23 protein-coding genes are annotated in these 16,428 nt (G+C 41.4%); 4 read left to right on the top strand and 19 right to left on the bottom strand.

The genetic code is table 11. The annotated features are described in order from the left end of the window. Position 1 precedes the first annotated feature (1 nt). From ABDD95_RS18730 to ABDD95_RS18760, 7 genes are read right to left on the bottom strand one after another with little or no spacing between them, the layout of a single operon-like run. Positions 2-616 carry a class I SAM-dependent methyltransferase gene (locus ABDD95_RS18730; protein WP_345948876.1) on the bottom strand — a complete coding sequence of 205 codons (615 nt, stop codon included), beginning with the start codon at positions 614-616 and terminating at the stop codon, positions 2-4. A gap of 2 nt (positions 617-618) precedes the next feature. After that, on the bottom strand, positions 619-1,212 hold the full coding sequence (locus ABDD95_RS18735; RefSeq protein WP_345948877.1) for a TlpA disulfide reductase family protein: 594 nt from the start codon (positions 1,210-1,212) through the stop codon (positions 619-621). 2 nt (positions 1,213-1,214) lie between these two features. Continuing rightward, entirely contained in the window at positions 1,215-2,549 is a 1,335-nt protein-coding gene (locus tag ABDD95_RS18740) for an MBL fold metallo-hydrolase (protein WP_345948878.1), read from the bottom strand. A 15-nt stretch (positions 2,550-2,564) separates the two neighbouring features. Continuing rightward, positions 2,565-2,975, bottom strand: coding sequence for a DUF6691 family protein (locus ABDD95_RS18745; RefSeq protein WP_345948879.1), 411 nt, complete (start codon positions 2,973-2,975; stop codon positions 2,565-2,567). Continuing rightward, on the bottom strand, positions 2,972-3,532 hold the full coding sequence (locus ABDD95_RS18750; RefSeq protein WP_345948880.1) for a YeeE/YedE thiosulfate transporter family protein: 561 nt from the start codon (positions 3,530-3,532) through the stop codon (positions 2,972-2,974). Before ABDD95_RS18750 ends, ABDD95_RS18745 begins: the two co-directional genes overlap by 4 nt. Before the next feature lies 1 nt (position 3,533). Beyond that, complete coding sequence (locus tag ABDD95_RS18755; RefSeq protein ID WP_345948881.1) at positions 3,534-4,322, bottom strand: sulfite exporter TauE/SafE family protein; 789 nt, start codon at positions 4,320-4,322, stop codon at positions 3,534-3,536. 58 nt (positions 4,323-4,380) lie between these two features. Continuing rightward, on the bottom strand, positions 4,381-4,989 hold the full coding sequence (locus ABDD95_RS18760) for a Crp/Fnr family transcriptional regulator (protein WP_345948882.1): 609 nt from the start codon (positions 4,987-4,989) through the stop codon (positions 4,381-4,383). 60 nt (positions 4,990-5,049) lie between these two features. Here ABDD95_RS18760 and ABDD95_RS18765 point away from each other — a divergent pair, with 60 nt between their 5' ends. Next, entirely contained in the window at positions 5,050-5,886 is an 837-nt protein-coding gene (locus tag ABDD95_RS18765) for a sulfite exporter TauE/SafE family protein (RefSeq protein WP_345948883.1), read from the top strand. A gap of 3 nt (positions 5,887-5,889) precedes the next feature. Beyond that, positions 5,890-6,270, top strand: coding sequence for a DUF1634 domain-containing protein (locus tag ABDD95_RS18770; RefSeq protein ID WP_345948884.1), 381 nt, complete (start codon positions 5,890-5,892; stop codon positions 6,268-6,270). Between the two features lie 67 nt (positions 6,271-6,337). On the opposite strand, the gene ABDD95_RS18775 is transcribed toward ABDD95_RS18770, so the two are convergent. Next, positions 6,338-7,003, bottom strand: a complete 666-nt coding sequence (locus ABDD95_RS18775) for an FAD-binding oxidoreductase (RefSeq protein ID WP_345948885.1) — start codon at positions 7,001-7,003, stop codon at positions 6,338-6,340. A gap of 49 nt (positions 7,004-7,052) precedes the next feature. Continuing rightward, positions 7,053-7,424: a hypothetical protein gene (locus tag ABDD95_RS18780; RefSeq protein WP_345948886.1), complete on the bottom strand. Its 372-nt coding sequence runs from the start codon at positions 7,422-7,424 to the stop codon at positions 7,053-7,055. A 166-nt stretch (positions 7,425-7,590) separates the two neighbouring features. Between ABDD95_RS18780 and ABDD95_RS18785 the strand changes: the two genes are divergently transcribed. Continuing rightward, entirely contained in the window at positions 7,591-7,998 is a 408-nt protein-coding gene (locus ABDD95_RS18785; protein ID WP_345948887.1) for a DUF4199 domain-containing protein, read from the top strand. A gap of 8 nt (positions 7,999-8,006) precedes the next feature. Here the strand turns inward: ABDD95_RS18785 and ABDD95_RS18790 are convergent, their stop codons facing one another. From ABDD95_RS18790 to ABDD95_RS18835, 10 genes are all read right to left on the bottom strand, one after another. Then, the gene (locus ABDD95_RS18790) at positions 8,007-8,903 is read right to left on the bottom strand and encodes a LysR family transcriptional regulator (RefSeq protein WP_345948888.1); all 897 of its coding nucleotides are present in this window, start codon (positions 8,901-8,903) and stop codon (positions 8,007-8,009) included. A gap of 17 nt (positions 8,904-8,920) precedes the next feature. Then, positions 8,921-9,067, bottom strand: a complete 147-nt coding sequence (locus ABDD95_RS18795) for a hypothetical protein (protein WP_345948889.1) — start codon at positions 9,065-9,067, stop codon at positions 8,921-8,923. Positions 9,068-9,157: 90 nt separating this feature from the next. Next, positions 9,158-9,646, bottom strand: coding sequence for a hypothetical protein (locus tag ABDD95_RS18800; protein WP_345948890.1), 489 nt, complete (start codon positions 9,644-9,646; stop codon positions 9,158-9,160). Next, positions 9,631-10,374 carry a substrate-binding domain-containing protein gene (locus tag ABDD95_RS18805; protein WP_345948891.1) on the bottom strand — a complete coding sequence of 248 codons (744 nt, stop codon included), beginning with the start codon at positions 10,372-10,374 and terminating at the stop codon, positions 9,631-9,633. The genes ABDD95_RS18800 and ABDD95_RS18805 overlap by 16 nt, the downstream gene beginning before the upstream one ends. After that, positions 10,371-11,018 (bottom strand): peroxiredoxin, encoded by a 648-nt coding sequence (locus ABDD95_RS18810; protein ID WP_345948892.1) that lies wholly within the window; start codon positions 11,016-11,018, stop codon positions 10,371-10,373. The genes ABDD95_RS18805 and ABDD95_RS18810 overlap by 4 nt, the downstream gene beginning before the upstream one ends. A gap of 24 nt (positions 11,019-11,042) precedes the next feature. Further along, positions 11,043-11,963 (bottom strand): substrate-binding domain-containing protein, encoded by a 921-nt coding sequence (locus ABDD95_RS18815; protein WP_345948893.1) that lies wholly within the window; start codon positions 11,961-11,963, stop codon positions 11,043-11,045. 40 nt (positions 11,964-12,003) lie between these two features. After that, a complete protein-coding gene (locus tag ABDD95_RS18820; protein ID WP_345948894.1) occupies positions 12,004-12,447 on the bottom strand; it encodes a DsrE family protein in 444 nt (147 codons plus the stop codon). 20 nt (positions 12,448-12,467) lie between these two features. Next, the gene (locus tag ABDD95_RS18825; protein ID WP_345948895.1) at positions 12,468-13,568 is read right to left on the bottom strand and encodes a c-type cytochrome; all 1,101 of its coding nucleotides are present in this window, start codon (positions 13,566-13,568) and stop codon (positions 12,468-12,470) included. A gap of 25 nt (positions 13,569-13,593) precedes the next feature. Next, positions 13,594-14,082, bottom strand: a complete 489-nt coding sequence (locus tag ABDD95_RS18830; RefSeq protein ID WP_345948896.1) for a hypothetical protein — start codon at positions 14,080-14,082, stop codon at positions 13,594-13,596. Between the two features lie 109 nt (positions 14,083-14,191). Next, a complete protein-coding gene (locus tag ABDD95_RS18835) occupies positions 14,192-14,581 on the bottom strand; it encodes a DUF202 domain-containing protein (protein ID WP_345948897.1) in 390 nt (129 codons plus the stop codon). Positions 14,582-14,694: 113 nt separating this feature from the next. On the opposite strand from ABDD95_RS18835, the gene ABDD95_RS18840 reads away from it, so the two are divergent. Further along, a complete protein-coding gene (locus ABDD95_RS18840; RefSeq protein WP_345948898.1) occupies positions 14,695-16,425 on the top strand; it encodes an FAD/NAD(P)-binding protein in 1,731 nt (576 codons plus the stop codon). Positions 16,426-16,428 lie beyond the last annotated feature (3 nt).

Consider the following 16,428-nt stretch of genomic DNA (forward strand, 5'->3'; position numbering starts at 1 on the left):
GTTATTGATTCTTTTGAAATACACAAAAGATAAACTGCTGTAAAGTTTGAAATGGAGTTGCATGATCCATAATGAAACAATTTATCTTTTTGAAATACCGGCTAAAAAGCCTGGTAAGTGTAAGTTCCGAATATTGCTGTACCGGCAAATTACTACACTTTTCGGGGCCATTTAAGGAAAATGTACCGATCACTAAATAACCGTCATCCTTTAAATTCTTGTTTAAGGTAGATAAGTATAGCTGCTGATCCTGCGGGTCGGTCAGGAAATGAAAAGCCGCCCGGTCATGCCAGACATCAAATTTTTCCGTTCCGTTAAATAAGAGCATATCGCGTATGATCCATTTAACTAAATCAGCTTTTGGCCCTAAACGCAATTTTGCCTTTTCAATCGCTGCTGATGATATGTCGAGCACTGAAATATTGGTATAACCCAATGCTAATAAATGATCGGCTAATAAACTGTCACCGCCACCGATATCAATGATCGCGGCATCGGCAGGCAAGCCTAACTCATCGATGATATTAAGCGAAGTTTGAGGTATCGGCTCATACCAGCTTACTTCAGAAAGTTGTTTGGTTTGATAAACATTTTCCCAATGATCTTTTCTTTCCATGATTAACGGGACAGTTTTAATAAATAATCTGCAAATTTTGCACTGCTATAATCTCCTGCTCCTTCATGATGAAATACCAACTGCCCTTTTTTATCAAAGATAACGGTAGTAGGAATTGAGCCACTCAATAAATTCTCCGGCATCTCGCTGTTGGCCTCGTAAAGCGGAAGGCTGAATTGACGCTTATTCATAAATGGTACTGATTTACTAAAGTCATGATCTGCATCTACCATGATAAAAACAATATTTTTATTGTGCTGCAGTTTTTCATAGAGCTCATTAACAGATGGCATTTCCGCTGTACAGGGCGGGCACCATGTCGCCCAGAAATTCATAAATATGACCTTGCCTTTTTGATCGCTTAGGTTGAGTATTTGCCCGTTGGTATTTTGAAACGTGATATTTGGCAAACTGGTATTACCGGTGGTTTTTATCGGCTGCGATATATCGGGTTGAAATAAACCCACCTGCATTAAGCCGCGAATCAGTAAAGCCTTGGCAGACGGGCTGAAAAAAACGATGAGTACCAACACAATGAAAACCCCATTCAGCATATTTGCAACGGTCAGCTTTTTACGAATGGATGATATACTCATATTTATAAAAATGCTTTTATAGATTCACCAAGGTCATATACTTTTGCTTTATTGCCAAAAGCATTGTTAATGATACTGCTGCCAGCCGCGCTGCGATAGCCACCCGCGCAATGTACAATTATGGGTTTATTAAAGGGTATTTCCGAAACTCTTTCCCTTAATTCGGGAAGCGGTATATGGATTGCATTTTTAAATACCGGGCGTTCCTTCACTTCTCCATTATTCCTGATGTCAACAATGGTATATTCTGTTTGATTCGTTGAAAACCTAGGTAAATCAATAGCATCCATTATTGCTGTTCCTGCCTGAAAAACAAATGCCCGCTCGATAAAATGCTCATAGCCAATCTTCGCGCAGCGCAAAATCAGGCTCCGGAGTATTTCCTCATTTTCTGCAACGAGGTAAAACGCTTCCTCTGGTGCAATAATGCTCCCCAGCCAGGTTTCAAACTTGCCGCCATTTTGCAGGTTGATCGATCCCGGAAGATGCCCTTTTTTAAATTTTTTTTCATCGCGGGCATCAATGATATAAATACTGCTGTTTAATATTACAGTTTGTCCAATCGGAACATTTGCAATTGCCTGCGCCAGATTACCTGCGCCGTGCTTATTTAATTCCACATCAAACGGAAAATATTTTGGTACAAAGGGTTGATCCTGCAACAGCGTAGTTATAAACTCCGATTCAGTCATACTTTGTAACGACCAGTTACTCAGTTTTTCAGAACCAATGGTGCTACTATTGGCCTCACTTAAAGCCTTACCACAAAGTGTTCCGGCCCCATGCGCCGGGTAAACAATTACGTCATTATCCAGCACCATTAATTTATCCCGGAGCGAATGATACATTTCGGCTGCTAATTCTTCCCGTTTAGCTTTTAAGTTACCTGCACTTTCACGCAGGTCTGGCCTGCCGCAATCCCCGATGAATAAGGTGTCGCCCGTAAATACCGCTTTATCTTTACCATCGTGAGTTAATACGATGGAGATACTATCAGGAGAGTGGCCGGGCGTGTTCAATCCTTTTAACGTGATCTTGCCAAAACTGATACTATTCCCATCATTAAAAGTTTGATGCGGATAAGCAGCGCCTACTAATGCAGAACAATAAATGGTCGCGCCAGTTGTTTGATGCAGTTCTAAATGCCCGCTTACAAAATCGGCATGCGGATGCGTTTCGATTACGCCGATGATCGTCGCTCCATTATTTTCAGCGTAAGTCAAATATGGACTTACGTCCCGTGACGGATCTATTAAAACTACCTGTTGGTCACATTCACTTAAAATAGCATAGGAATAGTGCGACAGCCCCTTATCTTCAAATTGTTCGATTTTCATATTTATCTGTAATTATTAATGAGGCAATTTCTCCCTTAACAAACCATAGGTCCACGTTCCGGCAATAGCGCTCAGCAGCGTGACAATGATTACCCAAAAGCCGATGCCGATCTCCGCAAACAGCGGCCCCGGACAAGCGCCCGTAATTGCCCAGCCCAAACCAAATATCAGGCCGCCATAAACGTTACCCCAGTGAAATATTTTGTCAGGAATAACAATTTGCTCCCCGTGTATGGTCTTTAACCGGAACCGTTTGATGAGCTGAATTGAAATGATGCCTACGACTATGGCGCTGCCGATAATCCCATACATATGAAAGGCTTGCAAGCGGAACATTTCCTGTATCCTGAACCAGGAGATTACTTGTGATTTGACGAGGATAATACCGAAGAGCATCCCCACTACTAAGAACTTTATATTTTTCATAAGTGTAATAAATAAGGTAAAATAAACCAGGTCATCACAAAGCCGCCGATCATGAAGCAACAGGTAGCTAATAAAGATGGCCATTGCAAAGAAGATATTCCCATGATGGCATGACCTGAAGTACAACCACCCGCATACCGGGTTCCGAAACCAACGAGGAACCCACCCACAATAATAAAAATGAATCCACGCATAGTAAACAGTTGGCTAAAGCTGAATATATCCTGCGGCAATAATCCGCTGAAATCTTTTACACCTTCCTGCTGCAGCAGCGCTGTCGTATGTGGATTGATATTTACCTGCCCGGAGTTTGAAAGCAGGTAGGTAGCAATAAAGCCGCCTATAATAATCCCGACTGCAAAAAAAAGATTCCAGCTCTCCTTTTTCCAGTCATACTTAAAGAATGAAATATTCGCAGGAATACAGGCGGCGCAGACCTGTCTAAGCGTTCCGGAAATTCCAAAGGTTTTATTACCTAGGAGTAGTAAAGCCGGTACGATCAACCCGATCAGGGGACCAGCCACATACCAGGGCCAGGGTTGTTTAATTAGTTCCATATTATTTAATTAAAGTAGTGATTAACACAAAAATGCCCATTAACAACACGAACCATCCAAAAGCAGGCTTTAGTTTAGTATCGCTTATATATTTGGTTAAATAGCTGCCTATTATAATTCCGGCTATGGCAAATGCCGAAAACAGTAATAAGAATTGATAGTTAATAGGTGCATGACGGCTGATGTCTCCCAAAACACCTAACAATGAACTGATGGTCATGACCATTAAGGATGTGCCTACTGCTTTTTTCATGGATAAACCGGCAAACAAAACCAGCGATGGAATGATCAAAAAGCCACCGCCCACGCCTACAAAACCGGTGATGATGCCAACTATAACACTTTGGATCATCAATTTGGTATAACTCAACTGCGAGTCGGAAACTAAAATTTCCTTTTTCTTTCTGATCATAGAAATGGAAGCGGCCAACATTAACACCGCAAAAACAAGCATTAATAATACCGGCTTGGTCAATTCAAACGAACCCATATTGAGCAAATGATGCGGCATGGCAGGCATCACCCATTTACGCATGATGAATACCGCTATTAATGATGGGATACCAAATACAAAAGCTATTTTAAAATTCACATTGCCTTTTCGGTAATGGCTTATCGCGCCTGCCGAGCTGGTTAACCCTACTACAAAAAGCGAATAGGTTGTCGCTATAACAGGGTCGATCAGGAAAAAATAAACTAATATAGGGACAGTGAGAATAGAACCGCCACCACCGATCAAACCTAGAGACAGACCTATTAATATTGCCGCTGCGTATCCTGCTATTTCCACTCGTTTTTGATTAGGAAACAAATGTACCAGGATGCAGACTGTGAATTGGTGACCTATGTTACAGAGGGATATTTAAAGTGATTTTATTTCTGGAGAGCGTAATTAATTCCTGCTTTTCCATTTGTTTAAGCAGCCTAGAAACCACTTCGCGAGTAGTGCCCAATTCTTCAGCCAATTGCTGGTGAGTAATGCTGAACTCATTCGATCCGTAAACACTTGCTTTTCTTTTCAGCAAGGTCACGATCCGGTCGTCTAATTTTTGGAAGGCTACGGCATTGATCACATCGAGCAACTCCTCGAAACGCTTATGATACAGTTTAAAGATAAAGTCGGCCCATTCCGGGTAAACTTTTATCCATTCGCTGGCTTTGGCTATAGGCAACATCAATACTTCAGAATCTTCTTCCACCACTAATTTGACTTTGCTGGTATCTTCATGTATCCCGGCCAAAAAAGACATGATACAGCTTTCACCGGGTTTGATATAATAAAGCAAGATCTCGCGGCCATCTTCATCTTCGCGCATTACCCGCATGCTGCCTGAAAGCACCACCGGAATAGACCGGATATAACTATTCGATTGCATCATCACCGTTTCAGCCGGAAGGGTTTTAAGCTGGCTGTTAGCACGCAGTTCTTCTTCTAAAATTGCTCCGAATAGTTTCATACTACAAAGATTGCCTTTTTTGGTTGCAAACTTAATAGGTACACTAATGTTTAATCTCCAATGACTATAACGTTATTTACGCTCCTTATTTTTGCAGGCTCACTTCTAGCCGGGCTGGTTGGTTCGCTAACTGGTTTGGGCGGAGGCGTTGTTATCATACCCTTGCTTACTTTATTATTTGGCGTAGACATACACTATGCTATTGGTGCTTCATTAGTATCAGTGATCGCTACATCATCAGGGTCGGCAGCGGCTTACGTAAAAGAAGGCATCAGTAATATCCGAGTTGGTATGTTTCTCGAAATTGCAACTACCATAGGTGCGGTTGTGGGTGCCGCTGCTGCGGTTTATGCACCTACACATTTCATCGCTATTTTATTTGGCATCGTATTGATCATCTCAGCAATTCTCTCGCTGCGAAAAAAGGAAATAGTAAAAATTAGCAGATCGCAGGGGAAATTCGCCAGATGGCTTAAACTCAATGGTTCGTATCCAACTGCTGAAGGCACAGTCCAATATGATGTGGTGAGAGTTCCGGCTGGCTTCCTGATGATGATCGTCGCTGGCACAATTTCAGGGTTGCTTGGCATTGGTTCGGGTGCTTTAAAAGTAATCGCCATGGATAACATTATGAAATTACCTTTTAAAGTTTCTACCACAACGAGCAATTTTATGATCGGTGTAACAGCTACCGCAAGTGCAGGCATATATTTTCAAAGAGGGTACATTGATCCGGGATTATGCTTTCCTGTGGTATTAGGGGTATTAGCGGGAGCTATGGGTGGCGCAAAATTTTTGATAAAAGGTCAAACTTCCTGGTTAAGAATATTTTTCGCAATCGTGATCGGGTTTCTGGCCATTCAAATGATCTATAATGGTATTTCAGGTAAACTTTAGCAAATGATCAAAAACCGGGATAAAGATATCGAATCGCAAATGGGCACCTTGTTACGCACAGGCGTCATTGTTTCCGCAGTGATTGTGTTTTTAGGTGGTGTACTCTATCTGTTTCAAAAGGGCAAAGATCTGCCACATTATAAAAAGTTTGCAGGTGAACCGCATCAGCTGATCAATCTTAAAACCATATTTACGGATGCGTTTCATTTAAACAGCATGGCGATATTACAGGTTGGAGTGCTGGTTTTGCTGGCAACTCCCATTGCCCGCGTATTGTTTTCTATAATTGGTTTTATAGAGGAAAAAGATAAGATGTATATTATTATTACCTTGATTGTATTGGGTATAATAGCCTTTAGTTTGTTCAGCGGTGTAGCCGGATAAGTGATCCTAACTTTATTAAGATAAAGCGCTAAAAGATTAGGGTTCAATCCCATTACCAACAAGAGATTTATTGTTCGAAAACCAAATAATCCGGCTTAACCCCTAATTGTTTTAAAGTTTCATTGATCGCAGATACCATTTGATCAGGTCCGCAAACATAAAAATGTCTATTGAAATCAATAACTTCCGCTTGCAAAAATGCCGCATCTATCCTGCGATGGTCATGCGACGCATCATCCTGTCGTGTAGTTGTGAAAATAACCTTTTGGCAAAGCATATCCTGCAACTCGTCTTGAAGAATAATGTCCTGGTCAGTCTGATTTGAAAAGAAAAGCTTATTTCCTTCCAGTTGACCATATTGATGTAATTGCCTTAATATGGCCAACATAGGTGTAATTCCTGCACCACCTGCGATAAAATATCCCGGGCCTTTAAATTCTATAGCTCCCCAAACGTCTCTTAAAATGAGTTCATCGCCTTTTCGCAGTGTAGCCAACTGGTTAGTTACTCCCTGATGATCATTGTAAATTTTTATAGTGAATTCAAGAAAACTGTCATTATTAAGACTGGTAAATGTAAATGGGCGTTTTTCATCCTTCCATCCAGCAGCATTAATGGACAATTCGGTAGCTTGCCCGGCATTAAAATGAAAGCCCGCAGGCTTTGTCATTCTAAATCGTTTTACATTATGCGTAATGTCTTTGATCGAAATTATTTGAACGATGTTTTCCATTTTATTAGTGTTTATTATCAAATGAATCCTGATATATATGATAGCTTATTTACAATACGTGGCTATCATTATGTTTATCCTTAGTAAATAAAGCCTTCACCTGGCAGGTCATGGTCAAGGCGCTTACGGCAAGATACATGGTCAAAGGTGCAATGAAATACATCGTATGGGTATGTAAATACCAGTCGATAGCGGAGAGTGCCGGCATAAACACGACGATCATTGCCCTTATACCTGCTTCTTTATAAGAAAGGTTTTGAGGGGCATCTTTATCAAACCAGCCTGTTTTGGTATTTATACCAATCATAGCCTTGTCTTCCAAAGCAATATGTTCAACCTTTTTTACCGGGGCGTAAGTGTAGTGACAAGATTTACCGGTGATTAAGATTTTGGGGTCGACTACCAATTGAAATGTTTTCATGATATTTTTTCTGTTTGTTGATACAAATATCAATCAGAATTAACTGCGTTTTTTATCGTAAAAAAGCATTGATGATAGCTATAAGTTATAGTCACTAAGCTTTTCAAACTATTTCAACTTATCGGCGTTGCAATAGAAACTTACTTATAGCCAATATTTTAAAAAAATGAAAAACGCACTTATAACCGGGGGAATTATTGGCATATTAAGCGCTTTATGGCTGTTTATATTGCGTTGGGCCGGCGATTCAATTTCTAACGGCCAGGCAACATCATTTGAGTACGCCGTAGTCATTATTCCGATAGCTGGTGTGTTCCTGGGAGTGCTGAGTTATAAGAAAAACGAAAAGGAGAACCAGATCAACTTTTTTGAGGCGCTTGTACAAAGCTTTAAAATATTATTGGTAGCCGGATTTATTACAGGTTTTCTTGGGATTTTGTTTGTCAGCTTTATCGGAAAGCAACATGGCTATCAGGATTTTTCGGGACGTCTTTTCGGGGCTTTGTTAGTTGGAATAATCGTCTGCTTGGGGGTATCCGTAACACTCATGAGCCGTTCCAGTAAAATCGATTAAATTATCTTTCAATTCTGCCTGTAAGTCCTGGCGAACCGCATAAATAGTTCCGCCAATGAAGACGGTTGCCCGTGCGGTTGAATAAAGTAGAAAGGCCGTTCTATATTAAAATCCTTTACATCTACTATTTTCAAAGTATTTGCCTTAAGTTCATTTAAAATAGACTGAACAGAAAGGAAGGCGAAACAATCGCTATGCATCAGGTAGGATTTGATGCTCTCGGTTCCTCCTAACTGCATTTCTGTTTGCAGGTCGGATAATTTAATATCGAATGGCTTGAGCGCGTGTGCAATGACATCAAGTGACCCTGAGCCGGGCTCGCGTAATAATAAGGGAAGAGTTTTTAATTCTTCAGGCTTTATCATATCTTTTTTTATGATATTATTGGCTGTACTGCAGACCAGCACCAATTCATCGGCAATAAATTCCTGATATTTTATCTGCGGGTTGCGGTTTATACCTTCTACCACTCCCAGGTCTATCTCTTTGTTTAATAAAGCCTGTTCTATTTGCTCTGTATTACCCGTAACCAAATTTACACGCGTGTCTTTAAACTTTTTGTGAAACTGTGCCAGTACCGGGGGTATCACATACTGTGCGACGGTATTACTGCCACCAATCCGCAACACGCCCGAATGCTGTTTTATCAGTAAGTTCATATCGAATTCTAATTCTTTATAAATAGCCAATAGCTTATCGGCATATTGAAGCAACATATCGCCCGCCGGGGTCAATACGATCTTTTTATTTCCGCTGCGCTCAAAAAGGGTTGCCTTATATTCAGCTTCTAACTCTTTAATGTGTTTGGTAACTGCTGGCTGGCTGATATACAATTCAGCTGAGGCTTTGGTGAAATTGAGCCTTTTGGCTACTGTATAAAACACTTGTAATCGAAAGTCTAACATTTGGATGAATTAACGTTTTAAGATAACCTGGCAATCATTAATATAAAAGGTAAAACTGAAAAGGCGAAGGCAGCTATAATCACTCCTGTATTAATTGCCTTATCGCCTAATGCGATTGTTCTTTCTGTAAATTGGTGATGAGTTAAGTTTTGTAAAGTTTTCATGATCTGTTTGATTTTGTTAATCAAAGATCAATCATAAAAACGCATTATTTTCATCGCCATTGTACATGGTTGATAATGTAAAGTTATGAATTACTTGGTCGCAGATTTACTCAAATATGCAAATAGCCATCCAAGTACTAATCCGAATAACCAATTCGCTATAAAGAAATAGCACATTCCTGCTAAGGAGAGTTTGTAATTGCCAAGCAAACCATACCCTAAAAGTGGTAACACTACAACTCCATTAATTAGCCATGGCAATAAAGAAAAGAGGCTGCCTTTAATCCAGCCAGATATTTTTAACAACCGGCTAAACCAGCAGACATAAATTATAACCATTACAAGTCCTGTAAGGTAATGAAAGACTACGCCAAATAATGACGTATATAAAAAAGTAATATGGCCGGTTATTGGCCTGCCATATTGTAATAATAATTTTAAAAGTCCGCCACCTTCCGCCTTAATATGGATCATTGGTGCAAGTTGGAGCAACAATGTATTTACCGAGATGGCGATAAAGCCGGCAATTAAGGCGTGCTTTAAAAAAGGCCCCCTATGCCTAATTATTCCCAACCCCATTTTTCAAATATCGTATGACCTGCCGGGCTTTGCAGGAACTGAACAAATTGTTTAGCCTGTGTGCCATGCTTACTATTGGTGGCTAATGCAACTGGTGTACCCCGGTACAAACGCAATGAAATTGGTAATTCTACTATTTGAGTGATCTCTTTTAAGTTTTGATGCCAGGAGGCATAAGTAATCCAGGCATCATACCGGTTGTCCTTTTTCCAGGCATCTATGCCTAAAGCAGTATTGGCAAATGAGACTGCGATGTTCCGTTGAATACCACTAATAAGCTCTTCTTTTCCGGCAATATCTTCCCACAAGCCAAACTGCCCTGCACCATTCACATCTAAAACATGAATCCCCGGTTTGGTCAGGTCCTTCAGCGTTGCAATATGTTTAGGGTTCCCCGGTCTGACTAAAATGGCCGCTATTCTTTTATACAGCTCAACTCTTGTACCGGCATCAACCATCCCCGGATGGGCCTGGATAAACTGGGTAAGCATATATTCAGCGCCACCATAGATCACATCGGCATTTTGCTGAGCCTGGGTCAGCCATTTAGGCTCGGGGCCGCCCATCACCTTTACAGGGATACCTGTTTTCGCGGTAAAAGCTTTGGCGCAATCCTGCATCGCCGATAGCGGACCACCTGGGCCGTAAACATGAAGCGTATCAGTCTGAGCAAATGCAGCACGGCTGATCAGCCCGATAAGAAATATTATTAAAAGATACTTTTTCATGATTTCGTGGTTGATGAAGGCTGTGGCGTATAACGCAGGTAAGGTTTAATAATACGATGCCCTTTCGGAAATTTTGATTCAATGTCATCCGTCTTAACACCCAGGCCAATAATCACATCCTCGCCTGCTTCCCAGTTTGCGGGAGTAGCCACGCTGTATTCGTCGGTTAGCTGTAACGAATCTATCACTCGTAATATTTCATTGAAATTACGCCCGGTTGATGCCGGATAAGTGATCATCAGTTTAACTTTTTTATCAGGCCCGATGATAAATAAGGAACGAACGGTGGCTGTTGCCGATGCATTTGGATGGATCATATCATATAACATCGATACTTTTCGATCCTCGTCTGCAATAAGAGGAAATTCTACGCTGCAATTTTGGGTTTCGTTAATATCGCTGATCCAGGCAAGATGCTTATCCAGCGGGTCTATACTTAAAGCAAGCGCTTTTACATTACGTTTATCAAATTCGCCTTTTAATAGGGCCGTCTTACCCAATTCGGTAGTACATACAGGTGTATAATCTGCGGGGTGAGAGAATAATACTCCCCAGCTGTCGCCAAGATATTTGTAAAAATCAATCTCGCCGATGGTTGTTTGTGCGGTAAAGTTGGGAGCTAAATCCCCTAAGTGCAATGACATATCTTTTACTTTAATATTAGTTTTTTATTTAGTTGTAAAACCGTATTTGCGGTAAATTGCTTTGGCTGTCGGGCTAACTAAGAAGTCCATAAAATCTCTGGCTGCCTGTGCATGCGGCGCATTTTTTAGTTGTCCTGCAACATAAGTCGCGTTGATATTCTGATCAGAGGGGATCTCGACCATATCAACCGGGTGTTTGATCATTACCTGGTAATAAGCCTCACTGTACCATACCGGGGCCGCATCTGATCGGCCATACATTATACGCATCGGTGATTGACGGTGGTGGATCTGGGTAAGGTAAGTGGTACTATCCTTTACCTTGTCTTCCATAATAGTCTTACGCAAAGATTCTGTACCTGCGAGTACGTAAGCCTGTTCAATGCGTTTACCTATTCCCTCGAAATCCGGGTTCGGCATGCTAACACGGATAGCCGATTGTCCCAAATCTTTTAATCCTTTTATATTTTTCGGATTTCCTTTCTGCACCATTATGGCCAAACGGTTATAAGCATAGGCTTCGGTTTTGCTGAAATATTCCGGCATTTGATCCGTGCGGTTTTTTCCGGCGGTATATACATCAGGCTTAAGCGTAATACGCATGTTCCCAATGGTGATCGAACCGCCCATAATTTGTTTGGCTAAAATGCCCGGGGGCAACGTTTCTGCAAATACCCGCTGGTACTGCGGATAAGCCTTCTTAAATGCCGCCATCATATCATCCAGGCACATAAACTGGTTACCGGCAAAGAACACAACTAACTGCGGGTCGTTGATGTCACCAAACAGGTCGGGGACATTATCAACCCCTGGCACGGTAAACATTACCTTACTTTCAGGCGGTGTATTCCAGGGCGGATCGAAACGGTGATCCTGCGCTTTTACCTGGTTGCCCAGTGCGATAAGTGCGGCCATGCTGAACAATATTTTTTTATATGTTTTCATTTTTGATTTAAATAAGAATTATGAATGCTGAACGGTGAATTTATGGGTGCACTACAGACCAGCCATCGGCTTCCCTGATAATAATCTCGCCATTACCACTTGGTACATAGTTTATGAAAGGAAAAAGCGTATTTTTATCAATATTCCTTTCCCGTATGGTGTTACTGCACTGCGCAAGTATCACACCTTTTTTCTGAAGCGCTAACAAGGTAGCTTCGTAAGGATTGGCTTTTTCATATACGGCTACACCGTCCCCAAAGGCAACCAGTTCTACTTCGATCTTTCCTTTTAAACGCACGTCCTCCAAAGCGTTATCGATATTTCGTAAAGTCCCTTTTATCTTTTTAGGGTCGGCATCATCTAAAAAATACAATGCCTTGTAATGGGCTTTGGTGGCCTCGGCCCCGGTATAATTTTGTGCCATAGCTGGTTTGATAAATAATGTTCCTGAAAGGATGAATAATAATTGAACGATCTTTTTCATGATGATTTTCATTAATTGGTTTATGATTTATTAGTTGTTGCTTTTTGTGCGTCTATAATTGGTTTGAACGGCCCGAATTTGTGCTGTTTCTCGCTAAACTGATCCGCATAAGGCCCGAACGGAAAATCAATTGGTTTCTTTTTCAGATCCTTCCAGTCATTATGCTGGTCTTTGTGCGGACGGGGTTGGGTGTTAACAAAGGCGGCTACGTTCCAGGCTTCTTCATCTGTCAGCTGCGGGCTTTCGTAAGTGGCCCCAAAAGGCATGTTGTTTTTTACAAACCCGGCCAAATTGGTTAACCGGTACATCCCCGCACCGTCATTGTAGCTGTGTTTACCCCAGAGCGGTGGATTGGTGTATGATTTCTTATCCGGTGCAAGCAAGCCTTCTCCGTTATTACCATGGCAGCTTTGGCATTTCATGACGAAGACCTCCTTACCTTTAACAGGATCAGCAGGCTTATCCATAAAAGCCAGTTTCTCAGTAGCGTTGCCAAACAGTTTCTGGCCTTTTTTCACATCCTTACCAATCCATTTCATGTAAGCCAATATAGATTGGATCTCTTTTTTTGAAGTATCGGGTACTTTACCCGCCAGGCTGCGTTCAAAACATTCCGCTATCCGTTCTGAAGCTGGCTCTACCTTTCCGCTTCGGCCACTCATTTTTGGATAGCTGGCAATGAAACCAGCATAATCGTTTCCGAACAATTTAGTGCCGCCTGCAAGGTGACAATTCTGGCAGTTCATGCCGTTGGTAATATGTGCAACCGAACCCTGCGGACCAAAATATTGAGATGTATGTACTAAAAGTTCTTTTCCATAACGAATCATGTCGCCTGCTTTTCCGGCAGGTATGGTGCTTTCATCCGGCGCTTTCCAGGCATCTGCAGGTATGGCTCGCGGCGTAGTTCCAGGAGCGGCAAGCGGAGATGCGGGAGCAGTAACACTGGTTGTAACTGCGACCTCATTTGCCTTGGGGCTTGCTGTAGTTCCTGATCCATTATTTAATAAGGAAATGATAATGATCGCCATACATCCTACAGTCAGCAGCGCAATATAAACCGTATAGCGCGATACTTTTACTATAGCTTTAACCAGCTCTTTTTCTTCTTCGGGTTGCATGTTACGTTAATTATAGTCAGGAGTATTATAATTCTTTTACGCTGGTAAGTAAACCGTTACTGTCAAAAGTAACCTGGTAATCTTCCCAATTGCCATAACCCTCTGTAGCCATTGTACTTCCGCTATGATTGTCAATGGTTAAAACATATAGGGTTCCGTTTTGGGTGGTGACTTTCTTGATCTCATCTTCATAGAATGAAGCATATTTGCTGTTCCTCAATGCGGTTTTAACTGCCAACGGCATGTCTTTGGTCCCGCTTAGCTTTATCGAACTTTTTAACCAGGTTCCATCTGCGGCGTAAACAGCAGTTTGTTTTTTGTGGTTAAGCTTAAATTCTGCCTTGTAACCGGCTTTGTCCATTTTCCAATCTTTAAGTACAGCGCCGGGATATCTAGCTGTAAATTCAGCAGTAACTTGTTCTGGCGCTTTTACACCGCCTGTTGCAGCATTGGCGTTTATTGTAAATCCTGATACCATCAGGATAAGTGCTGTTTTGATTATTGAGTTTTTCATTTTGTAATATTTTGTTGTTATTTAATACATCAAAAGTAATTACAGAATGAGGGGTATTTTTATCATGATTAATGATGTTCAATAACTAAATGTTATTAAACAATTTTGATTATAGACCCGGTATCAGGTAGATCACTAACAAGGCACCTACTATCACTATAGCTAGGGTTAATAATAGTGAAGGAAGCTGTGATGGCTTATAGGCCTTATTTAAGAGTTGCTTTTCCGTATTTCTATATCTCAAGTACGAATACAAAGCCATAAAAGCACCAATGCCAACCAGCAAAATCCCTATTTGTGTAGAATAACCTTTGCCGGGTAATACGGTTTGTTTGGTATTTAAGACCAATGAGATCTGTTTAATAAACAGCGCAAATTTTACCACAACGAATCCAAAGCCCATTATGGCAACACTGGTCCTGATCCAGGCTAAAAATGTTCTTTCATTTGCGAGGTGATCGCTTGGATTAGAAGTTGGCTTGTTTTCGTTTGTTGTCATAGCGTTTTTTAGCTAACAACTGATCCGGGTTTTGGTTAGTAATTATTTGCCGTTAAAACACTTAGGGGTAACAGGTGTTGCATCTATTAATCTTCTTATAGGCCAAAATCAAATTGAAAAATAAAAAACGTATAGCAGTTCTTGGAGGAGGGCCAAGCGGATTATTCATGTTTAAACGGTTAGTAGCTGCTGATAACCCTGACATAGAAATAACAATTTTCGAACGAAAAAATAAATTGGGTGCTGGTATGCCTTACAGCCAGGAGGGAGCTAATGATGAACATATCACCAATGTTTCGGGTAATGAAATCCCACTATTGGTTACCACATTAGCTGATTGGATTAAAACTGTAGCAAAAGACACGCTGGATAAATTCCATATAGACCCGAAACGTTTTAATGAATATAAGGTATTACCTCGCTTGCTTTTTGGACAATACCTGGCCGCCCAGTTTGACCTGCTTCAACAACAGGCGAAGAAAACCGGAATTGCATACGAAGTGCATTATAATAGTGAAGTGACCGATATTATAGACCGCCCTGACCAGGAAACTGTTTTTGTAGAAATAGGCGGCAAAGATAAATTGGAATTTGATCATGTCATCATTTGTACAGGGCATAACTGGCCTAAACGATATGAGGGTACAGTGCCCAACTATTTCGATTCGCCTTATCCACCGGCTAAACTGGGTTTAAAACTCAACCATGCTGTTGCGATAAAAGGTTCCTCTTTAACCGCGGTTGATGCGATCAGGACGCTTTCGCGTCATAACGGCACATTTGAAAAAGATAATGATAGCAAGCTTTCCTATAAATTATTGGAAGACAGCAATGATTTCAAAATAGTGCTGCACACCCGCAATGGGATGCTGCCGGCAGTACGATTTCACCTGGAAGATTCCCATCTATCCAATAGTTCTTTACTTACTAAAGCAGAGATTGCCAGCCATATCAAAGACAATGATGGCTTTCTGTCTTTGGACTTTGTGTTCGAGCGGGATTTTAAATTACCAATCAGGGAAAAAGAACCTGAATTTTATGAGTCGATCAAAGGTATGCGCTTAGAAGAATTTGTGGCGGCGATGATGGACTTGCGCGAACGGCTCGATCCATTTCAGTTGCTCAAAGCGGAGTATGCGGAAGCAGAGAAATCTATAAAACGTAAAGAATCGGTTTACTGGAAAGAGATGCTGGGCGTATTGAGTTTTGCGCTGAATTATCCGGCCAAGCATTTATCTGCTGAAGATATGCAACGGTTGCAAACTTCGCTTTCGCCACTAATCTCTATAGTGATCGCCTATATTCCGCAAAGTTCAAGCGAGGAATTGATAGCGCTGAACCAGGCAGGCGTATTGACACTTATCCCGGTTGGTGAAGATAGCGAGGTGCAGCCTGAAACCGAGGGTGGAGCTGTATATCACTACACAGATGAGCACGGAATTAAACAGGCGTCTTATTTCGAAACTTATATTGATGGGGTGGGACAACCGCATTTAACTTTTGAAGCGTTTCCTTTCAAAAGTTTAATCGAGCAGAGGACTGTCAGCCCTGCACGGCTTAAATTTCGTTCAGCTGATGAAGGGTGCAAGGCGCTTGCCGACGGGAAAGATGTCTGGCAGGATCAAAACGGGGATTATTATTTGAAAGTTTCTGGTATCACCATTAACGATCATTTCCAAGTGGTAGACAGCTATGGCGCGCTCAATGACCGGATCTATATCATGGCTGTACCTTACATCGGCGGCTACAATCCGGATTATTCAGGGCTTGATTTTAGCGAGGAAGCGTCAGCTGCAATTATAAAAAGACTGTTACCGGAAAATAAAATATCCATTGCAAGCTAAATC

This window comes from Mucilaginibacter sp. PAMB04274 (assembly GCF_039634385.2).
Taxonomy (GTDB): domain Bacteria; phylum Bacteroidota; class Bacteroidia; order Sphingobacteriales; family Sphingobacteriaceae; genus Mucilaginibacter.